Source organism: Lentimonas sp. CC4, from assembly GCF_902728235.1.
Lineage (GTDB): Bacteria > Verrucomicrobiota > Verrucomicrobiia > Opitutales > Coraliomargaritaceae > Lentimonas.
The window spans coordinates 555,769-577,383 of record NZ_CACVBO010000001.1; the positions used below are offsets into that span (position 1 = coordinate 555,769).

17 protein-coding genes are annotated in these 21,615 nt (G+C 52.9%); 3 read left to right on the forward strand and 14 right to left on the reverse strand.

Annotated elements, in window-relative coordinates; translation table 11 throughout:
• Nucleotides 1–35: 35 nt before the first annotated feature.
• Nucleotides 36–1,583, reverse strand: a complete 1,548-nt coding sequence (gene guaA, locus GZZ87_RS02425) for a glutamine-hydrolyzing GMP synthase (RefSeq protein WP_162027732.1) — start codon at nucleotides 1,581–1,583, stop codon at nucleotides 36–38.
• Nucleotides 1,584–1,623: 40 nt separating this feature from the next.
• Here guaA and GZZ87_RS02430 point away from each other — a divergent pair, with 40 nt between their 5' ends.
• On the forward strand, nucleotides 1,624–1,923 hold the full coding sequence (locus GZZ87_RS02430; protein ID WP_162027733.1) for a hypothetical protein: 300 nt from the start codon (nucleotides 1,624–1,626) through the stop codon (nucleotides 1,921–1,923).
• A 147-nt stretch (nucleotides 1,924–2,070) separates the two neighbouring features.
• Here the strand turns inward: GZZ87_RS02430 and GZZ87_RS02435 are convergent, their stop codons facing one another.
• The 3 genes from GZZ87_RS02435 to GZZ87_RS02445 form a co-directional block, all read right to left on the reverse strand.
• Nucleotides 2,071–3,993, reverse strand: a complete 1,923-nt coding sequence (locus GZZ87_RS02435) for a hypothetical protein (RefSeq protein WP_162027734.1) — start codon at nucleotides 3,991–3,993, stop codon at nucleotides 2,071–2,073.
• Nucleotides 3,968–4,339, reverse strand: a complete 372-nt coding sequence (locus GZZ87_RS02440; protein ID WP_162051189.1) for a hypothetical protein — start codon at nucleotides 4,337–4,339, stop codon at nucleotides 3,968–3,970. Before GZZ87_RS02440 ends, GZZ87_RS02435 begins: the two co-directional genes overlap by 26 nt.
• Before the next feature lie 64 nt (nucleotides 4,340–4,403).
• Nucleotides 4,404–6,065, reverse strand: coding sequence for an ATP-binding cassette domain-containing protein (locus tag GZZ87_RS02445; protein WP_162027736.1), 1,662 nt, complete (start codon nucleotides 6,063–6,065; stop codon nucleotides 4,404–4,406).
• Between the two features lie 109 nt (nucleotides 6,066–6,174).
• Here GZZ87_RS02445 and GZZ87_RS02450 point away from each other — a divergent pair, with 109 nt between their 5' ends.
• The gene (locus tag GZZ87_RS02450) at nucleotides 6,175–6,810 is read left to right on the forward strand and encodes a hypothetical protein (protein WP_162027737.1); all 636 of its coding nucleotides are present in this window, start codon (nucleotides 6,175–6,177) and stop codon (nucleotides 6,808–6,810) included.
• A gap of 132 nt (nucleotides 6,811–6,942) precedes the next feature.
• Here GZZ87_RS02450 and GZZ87_RS02455 read toward each other — a convergent pair whose 3' ends face one another.
• Both GZZ87_RS02455 and obgE read right to left on the reverse strand, forming a co-directional pair.
• Nucleotides 6,943–8,586 carry an AMP-binding protein gene (locus GZZ87_RS02455; RefSeq protein WP_162027738.1) on the reverse strand — a complete coding sequence of 548 codons (1,644 nt, stop codon included), beginning with the start codon at nucleotides 8,584–8,586 and terminating at the stop codon, nucleotides 6,943–6,945.
• Between the two features lie 18 nt (nucleotides 8,587–8,604).
• Complete coding sequence (gene obgE, locus GZZ87_RS02460) at nucleotides 8,605–9,639, reverse strand: GTPase ObgE (protein ID WP_162027739.1); 1,035 nt, start codon at nucleotides 9,637–9,639, stop codon at nucleotides 8,605–8,607.
• A gap of 112 nt (nucleotides 9,640–9,751) precedes the next feature.
• Between obgE and GZZ87_RS02465 the strand changes: the two genes are divergently transcribed.
• Entirely contained in the window at nucleotides 9,752–10,690 is a 939-nt protein-coding gene (locus tag GZZ87_RS02465; protein ID WP_162027740.1) for a phosphatase, read from the forward strand.
• Here GZZ87_RS02465 and GZZ87_RS02470 read toward each other — a convergent pair.
• The 8 genes from GZZ87_RS02470 to GZZ87_RS02505 all read right to left on the reverse strand — a co-directional run bounded on the left by GZZ87_RS02470 (nucleotide 10,683) and on the right by GZZ87_RS02505 (nucleotide 21,598).
• Entirely contained in the window at nucleotides 10,683–11,672 is a 990-nt protein-coding gene (locus GZZ87_RS02470; RefSeq protein ID WP_162027741.1) for a transposase, read from the reverse strand. The genes GZZ87_RS02465 and GZZ87_RS02470 overlap by 8 nt on opposite strands.
• Nucleotides 11,673–12,030: 358 nt before the next feature.
• The gene (der, locus tag GZZ87_RS02475; protein ID WP_162027742.1) at nucleotides 12,031–13,593 is read right to left on the reverse strand and encodes a ribosome biogenesis GTPase Der; all 1,563 of its coding nucleotides are present in this window, start codon (nucleotides 13,591–13,593) and stop codon (nucleotides 12,031–12,033) included.
• A 153-nt stretch (nucleotides 13,594–13,746) separates the two neighbouring features.
• Nucleotides 13,747–14,922 (reverse strand): aminotransferase class I/II-fold pyridoxal phosphate-dependent enzyme, encoded by a 1,176-nt coding sequence (locus GZZ87_RS02480; protein ID WP_162027743.1) that lies wholly within the window; start codon nucleotides 14,920–14,922, stop codon nucleotides 13,747–13,749.
• Entirely contained in the window at nucleotides 14,922–15,404 is a 483-nt protein-coding gene (locus GZZ87_RS02485; protein WP_162027744.1) for an Lrp/AsnC family transcriptional regulator, read from the reverse strand. Before GZZ87_RS02485 ends, GZZ87_RS02480 begins: the two co-directional genes overlap by 1 nt.
• A 66-nt stretch (nucleotides 15,405–15,470) precedes the next feature.
• The gene (locus GZZ87_RS02490) at nucleotides 15,471–18,179 is read right to left on the reverse strand and encodes a response regulator (protein WP_162027745.1); all 2,709 of its coding nucleotides are present in this window, start codon (nucleotides 18,177–18,179) and stop codon (nucleotides 15,471–15,473) included.
• A 192-nt stretch (nucleotides 18,180–18,371) separates the two neighbouring features.
• Nucleotides 18,372–19,280 carry an alpha/beta fold hydrolase gene (locus GZZ87_RS02495; protein WP_162027746.1) on the reverse strand — a complete coding sequence of 303 codons (909 nt, stop codon included), beginning with the start codon at nucleotides 19,278–19,280 and terminating at the stop codon, nucleotides 18,372–18,374.
• Complete coding sequence (locus GZZ87_RS02500) at nucleotides 19,273–20,316, reverse strand: 3-oxoacyl-ACP synthase III (protein ID WP_162027747.1); 1,044 nt, start codon at nucleotides 20,314–20,316, stop codon at nucleotides 19,273–19,275. Before GZZ87_RS02500 ends, GZZ87_RS02495 begins: the two co-directional genes overlap by 8 nt.
• A 730-nt stretch (nucleotides 20,317–21,046) precedes the next feature.
• Nucleotides 21,047–21,598 (reverse strand): hypothetical protein, encoded by a 552-nt coding sequence (locus GZZ87_RS02505; RefSeq protein ID WP_162027748.1) that lies wholly within the window; start codon nucleotides 21,596–21,598, stop codon nucleotides 21,047–21,049.
• Nucleotides 21,599–21,615: the final 17 nt, after the last annotated feature.

A 21,615-nucleotide genomic window follows, 5' to 3' on the forward strand; every position in this document is an offset into this window, starting at 1 on the left:
AAAAACGTGCACCACGATGGCGCACGTCATCCGCGCTACTCCCACTCGATTGTGCTCGGTGGCTTCGAGCTAATGTCGAGCACGACACGATTGCAACCAGTCACTTCATTGATGATACGGCTAGAAATCTTACGAAGCACGTCATAAGGCACACGCGCCCAGTCCGCAGTCATCGCATCGAGACTCTCGACGATACGTAGCGCGACTACATTCTCGTAGGTGCGCTCGTCGCCCATAACGCCAACAGTCTTCACAGGAAGGAAGACACAGAAGGACTGCCAGACCTTGTAGTAAAGATCAGCGGCCATCATCTCTTCTTGAAGAATCGCATCCGCCTTACGCAGCACGACGAGATCCTCTTCCTTGATCGGCCCCATGACGCGCACGCCAAGACCGGGACCAGGGAACGGTTGACGCCAGACCACTTCCTTCGGCAAGCCGAGTTGTGAGCCGAGCTCGCGGACTTCGTCCTTAAACAATTCACGCAGCGGCTCAAGTAGCTTGAGGTTCATCTTCTCAGGGAGACCGCCGACATTGTGATGGCTCTTAATGAGTGCCGCAGGGTTACCGTCGATCGCGATGGACTCAATCACGTCTGGATACAGCGTGCCTTGAGCGAGGAAAGTGTAGTTGCCCTTCTCCTTTAGTTCGGTGACAGACTCGTCAAAGACTTCGACGAAGGAATTGCCAATGATCTTACGCTTGGTTTCCGGATCGGAAACACCCGCCAAACGATCAAGGAAGAACTTGGCCTTGTCAGCCACACGCACATCGAGATCGAAGTGATCGCCGTAAAGTTTTTCAACCTGCTCACGCTCGTGGAGGCGAAGCAGACCGTTGTCTACGAAGACACAAGTGAGCTGCTTACCGATCGCTTTATGAATCAGCGCAGCAGCGACAGAAGAATCGACCCCACCAGAAAGACCGAGAATCACACGCTCATCGCCGACCATATCTTTGATCTTCTGCACCGACTCTTCGATGTAATTGGCCATCGACCAATCCGACTCGCAGCCACAGATCTTAAAGAGGAAATTCGCGATCACCTCGGTGCCCATTTCGGAGTGTGCCACCTCGGGGTGAAACTGCATGCCGTAGAAATCACGCTTCGCATCTTGAATGGTCGCAAAAGGCGAATTCTCAGTCGAAGCGACCGCCTCGAAACCTTCCGGCAATTCCTCAATACGATCACCGTGCGAGTTCCACACGCGCAGCTCGTCTGGCATGCCCTCGAACAGCTTACCCTTGATGCCGATGCTCAAAGTGCCATGGCCGAATTCGCGCTCCTCACTCTTGCCGACGCGACCGCCGAGCATATGCGCCATGAGCTGCTCGCCGTAGCAAATGCCCAGCACAGGAAGCCCCATTTCAAAGACCTTCGCATCCGGACGCGGAGAGCCTTCGATCAATACCGACGACGGGCCACCCGAAAGGATAACACCTTTAACGCCCGCCTCTTTCAGCACGCTGGCCTGCGTGTTGTATGGATAGATGCGAGAGAGAACATTGGCCTCACGAATACGGCGGGCGATGACCTGCGTGTATTGTGAACCGAAATCGAGGACTGCGATATGATCTGGCATGATATGAAAAGCTGAAAAACTGAAAAACTGAAATTAAGAAATGCTGAAAACTAGAAATACACTTTTGCTAGAAGCGCAAGCGACCATTGGTAAACCCGCACTGAGGGCAATCGCATTCTTCACTGCCATGCGAACCAGTGTATATCTGGCTACATTTGATACAGTGGTAAATGACCTTCGAGCGCTGGGCCTCAAAGAGATGCTTATCCTTCCAGTCATAGTAAAACCACAAGCCAAAGAGCAGCGCAAAGCCGCTCCCCAGGTAAAGGAGGAAAAATATATCTACATCGAGTCCGATCACAGGGAGCAATTTGGGACAACTCGCGCTCGGCTCAAGTAAATTGAGACAAACACCTCAGAAGGTTATCAAAAAGAAGCTCATAAGGGAAGTGACACAGGCATTGCTACGCCATCTCCGGCAGACCTCCGTCCTGCCTGTGCATACGCGAGAGGAAACAGACAAGTATGTCTGTTTCACGTCCTCCCCCTACTCCACGTCCTCGCTCTTCTGCTCACGCAACTGCGCCATCAGCGCCGACGACTCGCGCTCGATCCCTTCGCGACACATCCGACTGGCTGGATAGATATCCTGCGCGGCCAAAAAGGCTGCCAAAGCGCCGGCATGCTGCGCTTCCGCGGATTGACGTTGTGCGCGATCCAGATAGACGACGAAGTCCGCGACTCGTGGTGCAAGCTCGGCACGCGCACGATTCATCGGCGCATCGTCTGCATCAAACTTCGCAGCCTCTGCCAATAGTTCCCATGCCACATAAGCATCTCCCTGCTTCAGGGCTTCTTCGCTCTGTGCGACCAGCAAATCAATGGTAGAGACCTGCTCGATCACCTCCATCAACAAGGGGCGTCGCGCCGAGTCCTCCGCAAGGGCAAAGCCCAAATCCATACGGCGATCATAAATCCCACGATGGTCACCGCGTTTATACAAGTCGTCGAAAATCTGCACACCTTGAGACCCCGCTGTCGCCAGCTTCGTAGTCTCTTGCTGAAATTCGCGGACCGATGGATTCGACGGCCAGATATCAATCGCCGTCTGCAACTCGGCTCGCGCCTTATCAATATCGCCTAAATTACGATACTGCGACGCGGCAAACACCGCCATATCACTCATACTCTTCGCAGTCTCGACACTCGAAAGGACGCGTGTCTTCGGAAAGTCTTTGGCAATCAAGGCAATGCGCTCAGCATATTGCTCCACCCCGTTGTAATCTTTCGCATCCGCCAGCTCGCCCGCTTCCATCATATCTCGATACAAATCCAGTAACGTGCGGCGTTGCTCGACCGGAATCGCATTCAGCGACGGCATAAACTCGCCAAGGAAAAAGGTCTCCTGCAAGCGCTCCAGAGCAATAATCGTGCGCTCCTCTGCATACGCAGTATTCACAGCATCCACACCTTTATTGACATCCGTGACCGCTTCGTTCGCGACGAAGGCCATCATATCAACGGTAAATACCATATCGGTATTCGGGAAAAAGGACTTCAACTCGCCCTTGCCCACTTCGAGTTGTTGCTGTGAACCTTTAAACATTAGCTGGTAAAAGCCAGAGAGCACCAAGGCATGTTGATAACGACGTTGCACGAGGAACGCCACGATTTGGCTCTGCATCTGCAACTTCGCCTGCATGCCAGTCAACGCAACTTGCCCTTCCATCGCGAGCAGCTTCGCCTCCGTTTCGGCTAAATCCAACGCGCGAAAAGCACCTTCTCCAGCCAAAGCGGCCGTATTCGAGCTGCCCTTCCCTTTTCCATCTTTCCCAGAAGTCATTCGCACAGATTCTTTCTGTTTCTGCTCCTGAATCTTATCCAAAATCATGGCGCGGTTCGCCACGACTTCTTGCTGGTAGCGACGCACGTCAGCCAGCTCACGTTGCGTGAGCGCCGTCCCACGCATTTCCTTACGAATGCGCCATGCGTTAAACACTTGATTCGCCACAATCGTGCTATTACCGCCATCACTATCGAAATTGGCCGCACGAAATAGCATCTCCCAAGTCTCGAAGATCGCATCCTCGCTATGATCGCCCATCGCTGACAAGCGATCCAAGATGTCGTCCATCAAGCGCGCATAATTCTCCTCTTCCTCAGTCGGCGAAGCTAAAAGAAAACGCTCAAACCGTGCTCGAAACGCACGTTGATCGGTCAAATTAAAGGTCTTCCCCTTCCAGGCGAAGCTACCGTTCTCGAAATCCATCGAGTCGCTCGATGGATCAAAGGCACGATTCGCCATTTCTAGGAAGGTATTGCTCTCAAACATCCCACCTGTCGGTGCAGACATACCTGCCGCAGCAGGTGCCGGGCCAGCAGGAGCTGCCGCAGGGGCATAGCCCTGAGCAAACGAAGTGACCTGAGCGGCCACCAGACAAAGACTAATACTTGCGCAAACTTTCAACATAGATCAGCCCTCCTTCTTCGATTCTGGCACGCATTTCATAACGCTGCCCAATATGTAAATTACCACCCACATCATCCGGCACAAACACCGGCAAGCGCGAACCACCGCTCTCAGGCACCACTGCCAAGATACGACCAACGCCCTTCTCCCACTGCACCTGCGAGTCAATCTGCGCGCGGATCGTGTAAGTATTGCCCAGGAAATCTCCTGGCTTCTTCATGTAACTCTCCGTCGGTAGCACTTCGAGATCAGAAAATTTGTCACCACACCCACTGGTCAGGGCGAGCGCGAGAAACGAAAAGATAACTGACACGCCGATCCATATCGACGTGGGCTTTCGGTGCATTGGGTAGTTCAACTGGGGCATAAGACCGTGTATCCGTATTTGATTAAAATTGTTTCAAAGAGGGTTAAGTCACACGTTTTTTGTGGCAACCCCAAAACACTAACGCCGCACCGACGCAGAAATGCACACATAGCACTCCTCCTGCCAAAATCGGGCTGGGGATCATCTCTGAGGATTCGAGTCGATACGCATCGTAAAAGCGCGAATCAATCATCGAGCCAAAATACCCGGCCCATCCCCAATACGCATTGATAAATGGGCGACAGACCCAGACCAACACTTCTGGCAACGCCAGCACCACCCCTGAGAGTGGCAGCTGAAAGCCGACCAAATACACCGACAGCAGCGACGCCTTATCCGCCGAACTAAAAATCGCGGAAAATGCCAAACACACCGCAGTCATCGACACACAGCTCAACATCAACACCAAGGCCTGCGGCAACAAGGGGCCAGGAAACTGACAAACATATTTCACAAACAGCGTCATCCATAGCCCCTGCCCAATCGCCACTGCTGACGTAAAAATCAGCTTACTCGTGGCATACGACCTAGGCCGCAACCCCGCGAAGCGCTCTTTCTCATACAGATTACGTTCGCCGGCGATCTCACGCGCGCCATTATTACTGCCCATCAGCGTCAGCAAAATCACTTGAAACAAAATCAAGCCCGTCACCAACGATGCCGACTCCAGCGCATCGATCCGGTAACGCAAATTCTCCTGCGCCTGCTCGACAAACCCGCTCGATCCACTCATCGCAAGCCCGCGTAGTTGTGGTAAGCCATCCATCGCAAAAATCGTCACCAGCAGCGGAAAGCCGATCGTAATGCCCAGCGTAAGCAACCAATAGCCCTTGTCTCGCTTGAACAGCAACGCTCGTCGCTTCAACAACGTCCAGATCTGATTTAGCGCACTAGGCAATGGCGGGGCCACTACTGGCGCAGCCTCAAAGCCAGCATTCGCCTCTTTCGCTTCATCTGTTTCGCTCCAGCGCTCACGCCAAGATTCGATCGGGTGCTCGTTCAATTTATCGTAGAGGTGCAGCGCATCCGGAATCTCAAAATACTCCAGTAGTGCCTCTAAAGACCCCTGAAACACCACCGCGCCTTCAAACACCACCGTGATCCAATCAAAGAAGTCCAACTTCGCCAGATTGTGAATAATGCAGAGAAAGGTCTTCTCACGCTCATCGCGCAAGCGCTGCAACATCGTCAGGATCTGATCTTCCGAACGCGGATCCAGCCCACTGGTCACCTCGTCGCACACCATACATTGCGGATCACCGACCAGTTCCAGACCAAGCCCAAGACGGCGCAACTGGCCTCCACTCAGACTGCCGACCCGCTTATCGCGGTGCATATCCAAACCAATACGCTTTAAAATTTCTTCCAGCCTCGATTCTTTCGCAGCAATATCAACGACGCACAAATCCAGCGCATACTTGAGCGCTTCCCCTACGCTTAAGCGCTCTTGAGCGATACTGAATTGCGGCACAAATGCCAATTTCCCACGCAACGCCTCGCTATTGGCCACTGGCTCGCCCGCCATAAACACTTCGCCCACTCGGGACGAGAGACCGAGCATCGCACGCACTAAAGTCGTCTTACCGCAGCCCGACGGACCAATCACCGCATTCAGTGCTTTGGGTTTAAAACGCGCGGTCGCACGATCTAAAATTCGTGTTCCGCCAGGAGTAAGTTCGACTGAGAGTTCTTTACAGGAGAGCATTAATTGAAAGGGTAATACGTCGCTTCATTCAAAAAGTTGCAACTCGCGGCCAAATGAAGTGAAACAAATAAACTTTGCACACGATAGAAAGGCCAGCACTTTGATCCCTATGAATACTTTATCGAAACAACTCTTCGCAGCTCTACTCCTCTGCTGCGTTGCATCCTCACTGAGCGCCGTATCCGTTAGTTCCAACGCCATCGCCAACAAGGCACTATTCGGCATTACCTTTCCTGCCGACAGCAAAGAGTATTATGGTAAAGAAGCCGCCATTCACTCGATTTCGAAGCAGGAATACATCACGTCAGGATTTCGCGTGGTCGAAATTAACATCGTAACCGCAGGCAGCGGCCTACTCCGCATCTACCACAGCCGCGCGCTCAAGCTCGGCGAGCTCCAAGCAGCGATGGACGATGGCGCAGCGGCCGCAGGCGTGCCCTCCACACTACAGCGCTCCCCCGTCCCCCCCGGCGTGCAGGAGATGGCAGACCGGGCAAGCGGCGTCGTCGAGGCGATGACCAGCGACACTGTGATGAAGGAATACCCACTCGCAACGCACGCACGCACCATCGAATATCGCGTGCAAACACGCAGCGAACTCCTCGACCTTTTTGACGAGCTACAAAAACACTGGCTCAAAGAACCTGCCTTCTATGAGAGTGGCCAAATCGTAGACGAAGACGAAGCCACCAGCAGTAAAATGGAGCCACGCAGCCTCGGCGGCACGCGTTTTATCGTGGAGTAGCACAGGAGTATGGACACTCCAGTCCATCAACAAAAAACACAGGGAACGTAGCGACGTCCCCCGCGCCGAGCACTAGCCGTGAAACAGACATTCCTGTCTGTCACAGTGCACAAGTCCCAAGCAACCACCCGCCTACTCCGCTTCGCAGAGTGTTTTGATTCCGCGTAGGTCTAGCTTTCCAGTCGCCAAAGCGGGGATCTCATCCACACGCTTGATCACCTTCGGCACCCAAAGGTTCGAATAGCCGGCCTCCGACAACTTCGCACGCACGTCCGACAGCTCCAGATCCATCACCGACAACAATACCAAAGCCTCGCCCTTAGCCGCGTCGGGACGAGAGCCCACCGCAAGCATCGGCACTTCCGAATTGAGCAAGCCAAAGGCTTCAACCAAAGCTTGTTCGACGGTGCCATGCGGCACCATCTCCCCTGCTATCTTAGAGAAACGCGACAGACGGCCTTCGATAAACAGGTAGCCCTCGTCATCAAACCGAGCCAGGTCGCCGGTAATAAACCAGCCATCATCCATCACCTCAGCAGTGCGTTCGGAATCATTCAAATAACCTCCGAAGATATTAGGCCCTTTCAACAACAACAGGCCCACATCAGTAACAGGCAACGGCTCCATGGTATCCGGATTTAGAATACGCGCAGCATGCCCAGGCATCAGTAAGCCAACCGACCCGCGCTTCGCGCCATTCGCCTCACTCTGCACATACGAAAACCCTTCAGGCGTATGCGGGAGATTGATACTCACCACAGGCGAAGTCTCAGTCAGGCCGTAACCTTCAAGATATAAACCACCAAAACGCTCTTCCCACAGCTCGGCAAAACCAGATGGGGTCTTTTCTGCACCAGTAATTGCATACTTTAGAGACTTCAACTTCTCTGGCGCAACATGCCGTATGTAAGGCTTAAAGAAAGTCGGCGTGCCGATCAGAATCGTCGCGGACTCTGCCTCAATGGCCTCAGCCACTTTCTTAAACTCTAACGGCGACGGAACTGTCACCACCGCGCAGCCACGTAATAATGGATACCACAGCGTAACGGTAAATCCAAAGCTATGAAAGATCGGTAAGTTCGCGATAATTTTGTCATCCACTGGCAACAGCCGAGTCGCATCAATTTGTAAACAATTCCCCAAAATGTTACGATGCGTCAGCACGACACCCTTGGGTTCACCAGAACTACCACTGGTGAACAGCAACCCCGCCTCGGTATCGCCACCAACGGAGGGCACCTTAAGCAATTTGGCCAAGACCTTCGCAGGCGTCGCCTTAATAGCAGTCAACATCGCAATGGTCTTTGCTTTGGGCAAGCGCTTCAACTCCTCGACCAGATCCACCACGCCTGCCTCTGGCCACGGAAAGTTCGGGATTTTCGCACGCATACGCTCCGTGCTCAAAATACAATCGATGTCCGCACGCGCCAAACAAGCCTCAGAACTGGCAGGCCCTAGCGTGAAGTTTAAATTCACCGGCACCTTTCCCGCAAACACCACTGCTAGGTTTGCGATATAACCACCGATGCCTGGTGGAAATAAAATCCCCACACGCTTCTTATTCGTCCACTCCAGCAAGCGACGTGACATCATCCAAGACAGCGCCAACAGAAACCCAGACTTCATCTCACGCCGTTTCAAAGTGCGATCAATGACGAGCACCCGGCTAGGGTGCTTCGCCAATGCGATAAAACTTTCCCACGCTAAATGACTGTTCAACTCAGGCCGCGCCTGAAATTCACCTTCGCCGAAGTCTAACAGTGTCAAATCACTCATGGGGGTAGTAAATGTCGCTTAGTAGTCGCCGTCCTCTTCTTCAAGCTCCGCCTCAGCTTTCCGCACTTCAAGAACAGCCTTCAATAAGTCTGCCTTCAGCTCCTCAAAACCTTCATCGGAAACGCAAGAAATGGCATGCACCTTGCCCTTAAACTTCTTCTTAAAGATCTTCAAGTTTTCGGCAGCATTCGGCTCATCCATCTTATTGGCAGCCACTAGCTCGGGCTTCTTGATCAAACCTGGCATGTAAAGTTTCAGCTCGTTAACCAAGACGCGGAAGTCAGAAATCGGCTCACGCCCATCCGTGCCTTCCATATCCAACATGATCAATAGCACCTTGCAGCGCTCCACGTGTTTAAGGAAACGGTGCCCAAGGCCACGATTTTCACTCGCGCCTTCGATCAGACCAGGAATATCCGCCACAGTAATCCGTTCGAATTGCTCGGGGAACTCCAACACACCGACCGTAGGAAACATAGTGGTGAACGGATACGCGCCGGTCTTCGGATGCGCATTGGTGATCATATTCAAAAAAGTCGATTTACCGGCGTTCGGAAATCCGATCAAACCGACGTCCGCAATCGTCTTCACGACCAGACGATATTCGCCCTCTTCACCTGGCTTACCGAGTGTGAACTGACGTGGCGCCTGATTGGTTGAAGACTTAAAGGCCTCATTGCCTTTACCGCCCCAACCGCCTTCGAGTAGCAGAACTTGCTCACCATGCTCTAACACCTCGGCTACGACTTCTTCGGTTTCTCGATCAATGACCACTGTGCCAACTGGCACCTTCAGAATGACATCTGCTCCATTCGCACCATGCTGATCGCTACCACGACCGGGCTCGCCGTTCTTAGCTTTCCAGCCCGGCTTATAGTGATAATCAGTCAAATCCGCGATATTGGTATCCGCAATGATATAGACAGCGCCACCACGTCCACCATTACCGCCATCAGGTCCTCCCTTGGGCTCGTATTTACCGCGCCGAAAACTAAAGCAGCCATCGCCACCATTACCTGCCTTGAAATTCACCTTTACCTCGTCGTAAAACATGCACCCTTCTCTTCCGACTCTCAGAGCATTGCAACCTCATTTAACTAAGCACCGCTCAAAGCAGCTTTATCCATAGACTTGACCCCCACCCACGACGGCCTTTTCTAGCCAGATGCCTACTAACGAAATAGTCGCCGTCATCGATGTTGGCAGCAATTCCATCAAGCTCCTCGTCGCAAAACCAGGCGCGACCGCAGGCAGCGTCGAAACCATTTTTACCGAGACGATTGAGACGCGTATCAGCAGCGGCATCAGTCAAGCGCTCCCCAGCCTCAGTGAGAGCTCAATGGCTGCTGGGTGCAACACGATCACCGAACTAGCCCGTCTCGCCCAAGGCTACCAACCGAAAACAATCCGAATCGTCGCAACCAGCGCCGTGCGCGATGCCACCAACGCGGTCCAGTTCATCGAGTTAGTCAACGATGCCACCGGCATTGAGATTCAGACGCTTTCCGGACACGAAGAAGCGACCTACATCGGGAAAGGCCTAGGCTGCGATCCGAAAATTTCAGGCACAAAGAGCTTCATCCAAATGGATATCGGCGGCGGCAGCCTCGAACTCATCCACTTTAACCACGGCACAATCGACCAGGCGCTCTCGTTACAGCTCGGAGCCGTGCGTCTCACCGAGCAATTCATCTCAGACCGCGATGCCGCAATCTCAGCCGAGACCGAAGCATCAATCGAAGCCCACGTCCGAGAGACACTCAAGGCCAGCGGCTTCAGTTTCGAGCCATGCGCCGCCCCATTGATCGTCACAGGAGGCGCATTCACCGTCACACGCGCAGTGCTCGCCTCACAGATCGGGCAGACAATCGATGATCGCTCGCCGGTATTGCACCAACAAGAAATCACTCAACTCAAATCCAAGCTCATGCAACTGCCGCTGCACGAACGCATGGCAGTGCCTCACCTTCCCGCAACGCGAGCCGACATCATACCCGCAGCATTAATCACGATAGACACCGTGCTCGATCACGCCGCCCGCGACACCGTCACGCACTCATTTTACAATCTACGCTACGGCATCGCCGCAGAGCTTCTCAGCTAAACACTCGCCGACGAAGACCTTGGATCACGGCAAGACCGCCCCAAGCCGAACCACGCATCTCATTCACCTTCGGAGGGTGCTTACGACCCCGCTCGTGTTGCCAAGCAGTTGTAAAGCCCCGAACGAACTCCGAAGAGCCGAGGATCGCACCATCCGTGAAATACCGAACTCGGCAGCGCAGCATGACTGATTTCGACAATTCCCCATCGTCTTCCTCTAGAACTTTTAGCGCTCGTTTACGCGTCATCTCAGACGAGCCGCCATCAGACGCATGCTTACCAAAGATAAGCATACGATGAGCGCTCAACGCCAAATCGGCCTTCTTCGCTCCCGAGTCATGCCACACTTGAATCAAGCCAGCCTTCGCGGCCGGCACTCCCGCAACCGCTTCCGCATAGCCACAGAACCGATAATCCTTCGGATCATTGACCAGCCCCGCTCGCACCGGGTTCAAGTCAATATAGGCGGCCATCGTTTGGAGAGGATTGCCCTCCCCCTCGACCAGCACTGACTTAAAGCGCTCCGCCCACAAAGTGCCATAGCGCTTATTTGTTCGATTATACCAGACAGAAAAGCGCTGCTTCACTGCCTTCATAAACTCAGAGACATCTCCCATCCGCGCCAATAATTTACGACGAATCAACACTGCCTCATCACCATCGGCCTGAAGGTCAGCCTTCATCAATTCAGCAGACGCCGCCTGATACTTAGTAGGCTTCGGATACAGCACCTGGTAGCGACGCATCAGTTCTCGGTCCGAAACTGCCCCTCCATCCGGCACACGCAGTAAGACATGAAAATGGTTCGACATGACACAGTATGTCATCACCTCCACACCACAGAAGTCAGCGACCTGCCAAATCATCTTTCGCAGCATTTCCTTTTCGCGATCATGAAAAAGCAACTCACCGTTCACAGTGCGTGTCATGCAGTGGTATACCGCACTACTGCCATCTCTTACTTTGATCCTTCGGCTTCGCATTCTTCAAAACAGCATACATCTAAAATTCATCCCAAATCAAGTTTATTTAGTCTGTCCCTGAATATTTGGATATCGATTGGGTTCACTTGGACATCGCCGAGCTACATGCATAAACCTAGATTCAGGAGTCAGAAGTTAGTCCTTGTTTATGAGACCCTTACGAACGTATTCGCTGCTGCCTACCGAGCGCAGCGACACTTTATTATGCCCTTGGGTGCAACCGAAGGGCGAAGCCATTTGGCGAATCGGAGATTCTTCAAATGGCACTGATATTCAGACCCTAACTACTCTTTTTAGCATAAAAAAGCCAGCACCACACATGACATGCGACGCTGGCTGATGAGAAACTAAAATCAGGCTACTTCTTACCTCGCTTATTGTGATCCGCCTTCTGTTGTGTGATCTTCGCACGGCGTTCTGGATGCTTCTTATCGAGCTTCGCGGCGTCTGGGCCCATCTTACGCAGACGTGCCTTGCGCTGTAGGTCATCACTCTGACGGTGTGCGTGCTCTGCGGCACCCTCCTCATCTTCGTAGCGGCGCTCTTTGCCAACTAGGTCGAAACGAACTGGGCAACCGCTGAGACGGAATTCGTGGATAATCGCCTTCTCCAAATAACGACGATACGCAGGATCGAGGCGCTCGATACGATTACAGAAGAAGCGAATACGTAGCGGACGTGAGCCGGTTTGAGTCGCGTAGAATACCTTGAAACGCTTGGTGCCAACAACCTTCGGAGAACGTGCTTCGAAGAGTGCTTCGAGCAGGCCATTCAACTTGCCTGTCGGGATCTTCATATCGAGCGTTGCAGAAATTGCCGCGGCAGTTTCGAGCATCGATTCAATACGAAAGCCAGTCTCTGCTGAAACAAAGAGCACAGGCGGATCTGGAAGGAAGAACATCTCCTTGCGAAGCGACTTCTCATACGACTCGAGGAAATGCTTGAGCGACTTGAAACCTTCGATCGGCTCACGCTCCCACTGCTCAATAATGAGATCCCACTTATTGACGACAATCACCAGCGCACGACCAGCGTCGAGCACCGAGCCAGCGAGCACCTGATCTTGCTTGGTCACACCTGCAACCGCATCTATCACAAGAAAGACAACGTCAGAGGACTCCATCGCATGCTGTGTGCGAACCGTGGAGAAAAACTCTACAGGACTATCCACTTTGCTCTTACCACGCAGACCTGCGGTGTCGGCCATGCGGAATTTCAAAATCTCGCCGTCCTTGTGCTTATAATCCAGGTCAAGCTCCACCGCATCACGGGTGGTGCCAGCGACGTCGCTCACGATCAAACGTGTCGAGTTAAGCAGGCGGTTACCGATAGAGGATTTACCCACATTCGGGCGCCCCATCAGAGAAATGCGAATACGCTTCGAATCAGCTGGCGCTCCTTCTTCAGGCTCTACCTTCTCACCAAGCTTTTCCTTCGTCGCAGCCAACAAATCAGAGATACCACGGCCGTGCTCCGCAGAGACTGTCATCGCATCGCCCAAGCCGAGGCGTAAAAACTCAAATGCATCGTCTTCGAGGTCTTCAGAGTCTGCCTTATTAGCAACAAGGATCACTTGCTTGCCAAAACGACGGAGCTTCGCGGCGACGATTTCATCCAACGCAGTGATGCCCTCACGGACATCTACTACGAACAACACAACGGACGATGCCTGAATTGCAAAGTCTACTTGCTGCTCGGCTGCATCTGAAATTTTCTTGGCAGTCATCTCGATCTCCATGCCGAGACCGCCAGTATCAAGGAGCACAAAATCGTCATCGACCTCGGCAGAGATCAGGTCACGCGTCACTCCGGGCATATCATGCACGATGGACAAGCGACGCCCACAAAGCCTGTTGAAAAGACGGCTTTTTCCGACATTGGGACGGCCAACGAGGGCCACGGTTCTGGATGAATCGATCATTTTTTAAAAGAGAGTTGAGCTCAGGAATTAGAGTTCAAGAAGCTAGGAATATAGTGAAACATGCGTTCCTGTCTACGCTTGAAGCGAGATAGAAGGAAGCACGACAAAGCAAAGCCGAGTTGGAATGCTCTAGTAATGAATAACTTACAAGGCTTATTTACGAACCTTATCGACGTAGCGCTCGATACGGTCGGTCGCCTCAATTAGTCGCTCATAGCTAGTAGAGAAACTCGCACGGGCAAAACCTGCGCCGCTCGGCCCGAAAGCGGTGCCTGGAACGATCGCAACTTCCTCCTCTTTGAGTAAGCCTTGGCAGAAGTCCATCGAGCTCATCCCCGTCGATTGAATCGACGGAAATGCGTAGAAAGACCCCTTCGGCGAGTGACAATCAAGCCCAGCTTCGTTGAAGCGGCGCACGACTAAGTCACGACGACGATGATATTGTTCCTTCATCTTCGCAACTGCAGGGCCACCGTTTTTCAACGCTTCGATCGCTGCTTCTTGCGAGAGAATCGGCGCACAGAGCATGCTGTATTGGTGCACCTTCATCATCGCTTCGATGAGTGGCGCAGGGCCGCAAGCGTAACCGATACGGAAACCAGTCATGGCAAATGCCTTCGAGAAACCATGCAGGAAGATCGTGCGCTCCTTCATACCAGGCAGTGTCGCGATACTCGTGTGCTCGCCTTCGAAAGTGAGCTCGGAGTAAATTTCGTCACTGATCACCAAGAGATCTTTCTCAATCGCAAACTTCGCGATGCGCTCCAACTTGGCACGCTCAGTCACGCCCCCCGTCGGATTCGTCGGAAAGTTCAGCATCAGCACCTTGCAACCTGGCTCCCAAGCAGCCTCAACCGCAGCGGGATCAATACCAAACTGATCCTTCGCTGAAGTGCCGATGGCAATGGGTTGCGCATGCGCGAGCACGATACTCGGGCTGTAAGAAACGTAGCACGGTTCGTGGTAGAGCACCTTGTCTCCAGGGTTGAGCACCGCGCGCAGCGCGATGTCCAGCGCCTCGGACACACCGACAGCGACGAGCACCTCGTTGTCTGGATTGTAGCTCAAATCGAAATTGGCTTCGACGTAAGTATTGATCTCACGGCGCAGGCGGATGAGGCCCATGTTATCCGTATAACTGGTCTTACCCTTTTCGAGTGCAAAGATCGCGGCTTCGCGAATATGCCAAGGCGTGACAAAGTCAGGTTCACCGATACCCAGTGAAATCGCCTGCGGCATGGCCGCAACAATCGCAAAGAAATCACGAATACCAGAACGAGGCAGACCCACCACGTGGTCTGCTATAAAGCGTTGGCTGCTGTCGCCCATTATGCACTTACAGCGGGTTTATCGCTGCCCTCGGTCGGAGATAAAAATAGGTGCCCCTGCTCTTTATAGGCACGCAGCATGAAGTGCGTCGCTGTAGATAGCACACCTTCGACACTCGCTAGGCGCTCAGAGACGAAAGATGCCACTGCACGCAAATCGCGCCCCGCAGCAATCACCAACAAATCATAAGAGCCAGACATCAAGTAGCAGGACTCGACCGCGTCGAAACGGCTGATACGAGCCGCCAAACGATCAAAACCGCCATCGCGCTCAGGGGTAATCCTCACTTCGATGACCGCTCGCACGAAATTCTCTTGGGCACGCTCAGGGTTGAGCACGGGGCGCCAACCAAGGAGCACCTCATCGGCTTCGAGGCGCTTTAATTCTGCGGCGACGTCGGCCTCGGACAGACCAAGCACCTGCGCCATTTGGGCAGTGTTAAGGCGTTCACCTTCAAGAAGTAGTTGCAAGACAGAACTCATAAGCGCGGCAGTAAAAGTGGTAACGTGCCAAAAGGCAAAAAACAAAAATGACTATTTTACAGCCGCTTAGCATGCATCCGAGGACATCGAGCGCTTCTTCAACTCGATCTCGACCTCACCAAGCAACACGCGTAATTCATGGACAAACCGGCCAGACACTTCACGTGCCGCTGATACATTCTCACGCTTCGCGACTGCCTCCAACTCAACGGCTAGAGACACGATATTGCTTGCACCGAACACCCCGGAAACCCCCTTTAAACTATGCGCCATGAAGGCGATTTGCTTCCAGTTCTTCTCACGAAGCGCACAGTCTAACTTATGCAAATCTTTCGGCAAAGTATCCGACAAAATCCCTGCAACGCTCAGCACATCTTCACGATCTTCCTCGTGCATCTCATCCAAGCGCTGCGAAAAACTCAAATCCAAGTCAGGCCCTGCCGCATCAGCCACCTCACGCTTATGCGCCTTAGCGATTTCCAGCACCTCTTTTAATCGCTCCACCCGGAAGGGCTTCGAAATATACTCATCCATACCATTCTCGAGGAACTTCTCTTCATCGCCCTTCATGGCATGCGCGGTCATCGCGACGATAAATACCGACGGACGCCCCTGATCGGCTTCGAACCGGCGAATCTCACGCGTCGCCTCACTGCCATCCATCACTGGCATTTGCACATCCATGAGCACACAGTCAAATTGCTTGGAAAGGACGAGGTCGACCGCTTGTTTGCCATCGGCAACGACGACGACTTGGTGCCCCAACTTCTCTAAACGACGACATGCAATCTGTTGATTCACCTGATTATCTTCGGCTAATAAAATATGAAGACGCTCCTCAACGGAGCCAATCAATTCTGGCAACTCGTCTGCACTTTCAAGCAACTGCTCACAGTTCGTATTCGCTTCAGGTGTTCGAGCACCTCGCACATTGAACGTCTCTAAAATAACTTCGATCAGTGTGCCGCGCTTCACCGGTTTCGACAGCGCACGCGCGATGCCTAATTCCTCCGCACGCTCCATCTCAGTGCGATTCAACGACGAAGACAGCAATAACATCTTCGTCCCCTTTAATTCGAGACGGCTCAACACCAGACTCGCCAAATCCAAACCAGTCAGACCTGGCATTTGCTGATCGAGCAACACGAGTTGATACGGATCATCCGCACGGCATGCGTTTTCTAGCATCGCAAGCGCTTCGAATCCCTCTCGGGCAATCGTGCTACGATAGCCCCAGCCTTTGCACATTTGTTGATAGATATCGCGATTAGTCGGGTTATCATCAACGATCAAGACACGTAACCCCGCCAACTCTGGGTTATACAGAATCGACTCTGCGCCAGAATGCGCGCTTTCTTGAAACGGGATTTCCAGCGTAAAAGTAGCCCCTACGCCGAGCTCACTTTCCACCCGAATCGAGCCTCCCATCAGATCTACAAGCTCCTTACAAATGGTAAGTCCCAGCCCCGTGCCGCCATATCGACGAGTCGTCGACATATCGGCTTGCGTAAAACTAAGGAAAATCGCGTCGAGCCGAGAGGGCGGTATCCCCACACCCGTATCAGAGACAGAGAAACGCACCCGAGCGCTACCTTCAACGCGGTTCAGCATCTCTGCTCTTAACGCGACCTCACCTGATTCTGTGAACTTCACCGCGTTACCTATCAAATTATATATAACCTGCTTCAGACGCATCGGGTCGCCCATCAAATAGTTTGGCAACTCGTCATCATACGTCACGATCAACTCAACCTGCTTTTGTCGCGCGACCCCGGTAAACTCTTGCGCCACGTCTTCCAATAGCGTTGCCAGATTAAACGAAAGCGTTTCCAAGTTTAACTGCCCGGCCTCAATCTTAGAGAAGTCTAGCACATCATTCACCAAGCTGAGCAAAGTATTACCACACTGCACCACCGTATCAGCATAGCCACGCTGCTCGGCATCGAGCGGCGTCTCTAGACAAAGCTCCGACGCACCGATGATTCCGTTAATTGGTGTGCGAATTTCGTGACTCATTGCCGCGAGGAACTCTCCCTTCGCACGACTCGCATCTCTGGCCTCCTGAATTGCGGCCAACAAATCCGACTCCGTCCGCTTCAAATCGCTGATATCGCGCGCCACACTCACCGAGCCCACGATCTCACCCGAGCCGCTGCGCACTGGAACGGTCGTCATCTGCAGCCAATGCATCGTGCCATTATTAAAAGTAAATCGAGATACTTTATTCACCAACGGCCGCCCCGACTCATAGACCTGACGATCCATATCAGCCACCCAATCCGCACTATCCTTCGAGACAAAAGCCGCAATCGTCAGTCCCGCAGGCGATGCCACCTCATCCGTAGCCACCGCAGCGCTAAACGCCTGATTGGTAATGATAAAGTGCCCCTGCGTATCGCGGAAGAAGACATACTCCAGAGTATTATCGAGCAGCACCTGTAGAATCTGCAACTCACTGCGACTACTGAAGCGCAGTGCCCCATCCACCGACGGATGCTCCAGCGTATAGAGCCACACTCGATTCGCATCGTCAGGATCTTGCTGTAACAACAACTCAACCGACCCGATCCCGTGCTTGTTCTGATACGGCACGACACGCCCCGACCAGGAGTGCCCAGCAGACAGCTCTTTCACCACATCAGCAAATCCCTGCCCTCGAGGAAACACGAATTTATCATCCACTACGGCTCCATCACAATGAGTGCCGACATAGTAGCGCTGCATGTGCTCGTTGGCATACAGCAACACACCCTCATCCTTTGAAAAGAGGGACACGCCCCAAGGAAAAGCCTGAGGGAGAGGCATACTGCCTATGTCTGAATGCGCAATTGACACTAGAAACGAAAGTAAAAACCCGTATCAAATGCCACCCTCCTCAGAAATTACAATAAAACAACGCCCCCATCTCTAAAAAGAAAGTAATATCAGCCCGTTTTAAGGTCTCTTTACAACCTCAGCGCAAAGACTTTACGAAACTAAGAACGCCTCGATCTGCCCCAGAACTGCCGCACCTCCATCTTCGAGTATATAGTGCCCATGCCCTTCATGCAGCTTCACATCAGCATTCGGGAAGATCTCACACCATCGCTTAAAGAAGTGCATATTGAAGCAAAAGTCCTTACCGCCCCATACGATCTGCACCGGTTTATCAGCCAGCTTTACAAGTCCAGCCTCCACCTCAGCCAAGGTTTTGTAGCTCGGATGCCCCTCATGCAGCGGTATGTCTTTCACGAAATTCCACACCGCCACGCGATCCGCCCAGCTGCGATACGGCCACAGCATGCCCGCCTTCACTGCAGGTGAGAGCGGAGTCTTAACCGACATCACGGCCGCCGGCCCGGCAAATCCATTGAGCCCGCGAATCACGGCCTCACCAATCAGCGGCACCTTGATCGACGCAATCCGCAGCGGAATACGCTTCGAACGGAACGCCCCGGTATTGAGTAGCACCAACTTTTCCAGTGCTTCAGGGCGACGCCCCGCCAGACCACAGCCAATCGCACCACCCCAATCGTGCACGATCAGGCTGAACTGCTCAATCGCGAGATGATCGATCAATCGCTCCACATCCTCAATGCGGCGCTTCAGCGTGTAAGGATAATCGCTCGGCTTATCCGAAAGCCCGCACCCCACATGGTCAGGCACGATGCAACGATAACCCGCCACAACCAATTGATTGATGACATTTCGATAATAAAACGACCACGTCGGATTACCATGCAGCATGAGCACCACAGGCCCCGTGCCCTCATCGAGATAGTGCATCTGCACCGGCCCATCGGACTTCGGCGTCGCTGGTTGATCAAACAAATTTCCGGCAAACGGATACTCGACCCGCACCTCAGGCGGTAATTGTGAGGCTCTTGAATTAATCATGCTTCGGCCACTCCACAGCCATCATCAAACTACTTAAACCACTGCCAATACCCAGCAGCGCCGTCTTTTGCCCAGCGACAAATACACCGTCCTCAATCGCACGTGCCAAAGTAATCGGGCACGAAACCGAGCCGACATTGCCGAGCGTTTCAAAAGTGGTATAATCTTTCGCCAGATCCAGCCCCAGCGCCTTAAACAACTCACGCGAATGCGCCTTGCCCACTTGGTGCGTGATCACGCAATCCGGCGTCTCCGCCGTCCAGCCCGTCGCTTCGACGAACCGCGCCCATGCACGCGTCGCCACACCGATGCCTGCCACCAGCAACTCCTCCGAGTCGGTCAACATCTCCAAGGCATCGCCCGCACTGTCGCCTTGGCACATTTCATTGGCGGAACTATCCGTCTCGACCACCGCCGCAGTCACTAACGGACACGATGCCGGAGCCAGCTCTTTACGGCAGAGCATCGCACCCACCGCGCCCGCACCAATCGTGAGGTTCGCAAAATACGGCTTTATCGTCTTCCGTGTCAGCTCAGGATTGAGCAACTGCTGTAGTGTATTCTCCACCAGTGGACGACCATTCTCACCCGACACCACCAGCGCACGCTCGATCTGCCCCGACTCAATCAAGCCCGCCGCCACGACCATGGCATTGAGAAACCCAAGGCACGCATTTGACACATCAAAAATCTGCGTCTTGCCCGGCAAATTCAATAAACCATGCACATAGGCCGCCGTCGCCGGCTCCAGACGATCACGGCACACCGACGAGTGAATCAACAAATCAATTTCTGAGCGATCAAAGGACGACTGAGCCAATACCGCCTCGCCCGCCTTTGCCGACGCCTCCGACGCGCGACTGCCCGCTGGCCAAAAACGACGCTCTTTAATGCCCGTCATCAGCTCCAAGCGCCCCTCCGGCAAACGCAAGCGCTCGTAGACCGGCGCCAGCTTCGCCTCCACGTCCGCCGAGGTCCACACCTCATCCGGCAGCGCATAGGCTAGCGATTCGATAGCTACATTCTTAAAATTCATGTCCCTATGGGATACGGGAAGCAGGACACGGGACACGAGTCTATTTTCTCCTAGATCCAGATTTCAGCGGTAGAATCTGAGAATTCAAGATGTAGCAGCCCTCGATCCGTTACAGTTTGGCCATACCTCAAGCGTGAGCATAGAGGAGCGTCAGCGGAATCGATTACGCACGATCGACCGGATCGGGGGAGCCTTTCAGACTAGGTGATATGATGGTTCTGCCACAATCTGGGCATCGGTCAGAAATCATGACTAACCTAATCGTGTGTAAGTGCATCCGAGTCTCGCAAAAAGGGCAAACAGGCAGGTTTCCTATCATTTCATTTCGCATTTTCTTCAATTTAGGAACCGCCCAGAAACCTACAAATACTAGGTATAGAATACATAAGTATACAGTCGGATTTTCTAGGTCTGAAGTGCTTCGGTAGCTAACTTCACTCCATGCGGCCAGTGTAATAACTGGGAAGATCAAAGCCATTCCTTTTACCACGTATGGGAGGAGCCGCTTGAGTGACATCTTAGGATTTCTAATTCCATCGAGCCTTTGACTGTAGGCTCTGAATTCTTCTGGTGTGAACATATTGATTTCTTTTCCCAAACCCCGAGCCTCTAGTAGTTGGTTGCGCAGGTGCTTCGCGCCCGAGTGAACTGCTTCTTGAGCTTGCTCAGCGCGGCCAACCGATAGCACGTAGAGGATATACGATAGATGAGCGCCAGCGGAATCGATGGTCTACTCCGTCGAGTTGGACAGAGGTTTGATTCGAAGAGCATAGGCGGGCTTCCAGCTTCCATCTGCACCTTTAAGGCTGAACACCCAAACTGTCTTTAAGCCCGAAGATTCAACTTCCTGAGGAAACTCAAATCTGTTGTAACCATCCATCCCTGATTTGTTCACACCCGTGACGCTGGTTTGAATGCCTTTGTTTTCGCTTTGATACCGCTGGCTGAACCAATCAAAGTGGATATCAGCCTTGTAGAGTGAGCCATCAAATTTCGGGTCAGTCAAAACCACGCTACTGAAATACTGCCTTTCCTTTCTTCCATCGATTCGTGAACTGAACACGACGCGTTCGGATGGCAGCGAAACGACTTCTGCAGTCCCCGAAAACTCAAAGTCGCAGTTAACTTTGAAGTCATGCCTCGATATTCCGAGTTGCTTTTCAATTAAGTGCAGACGCTTAGCTTCTAACGTCAGCACATCGTTACTAACATATTCAACGATGATGGATTGCGAAAAAGCCACCAGTGGGAGTGCTAGGAATAGTAGGATAATTTTCTTCATTATTATTATTTTTGCGC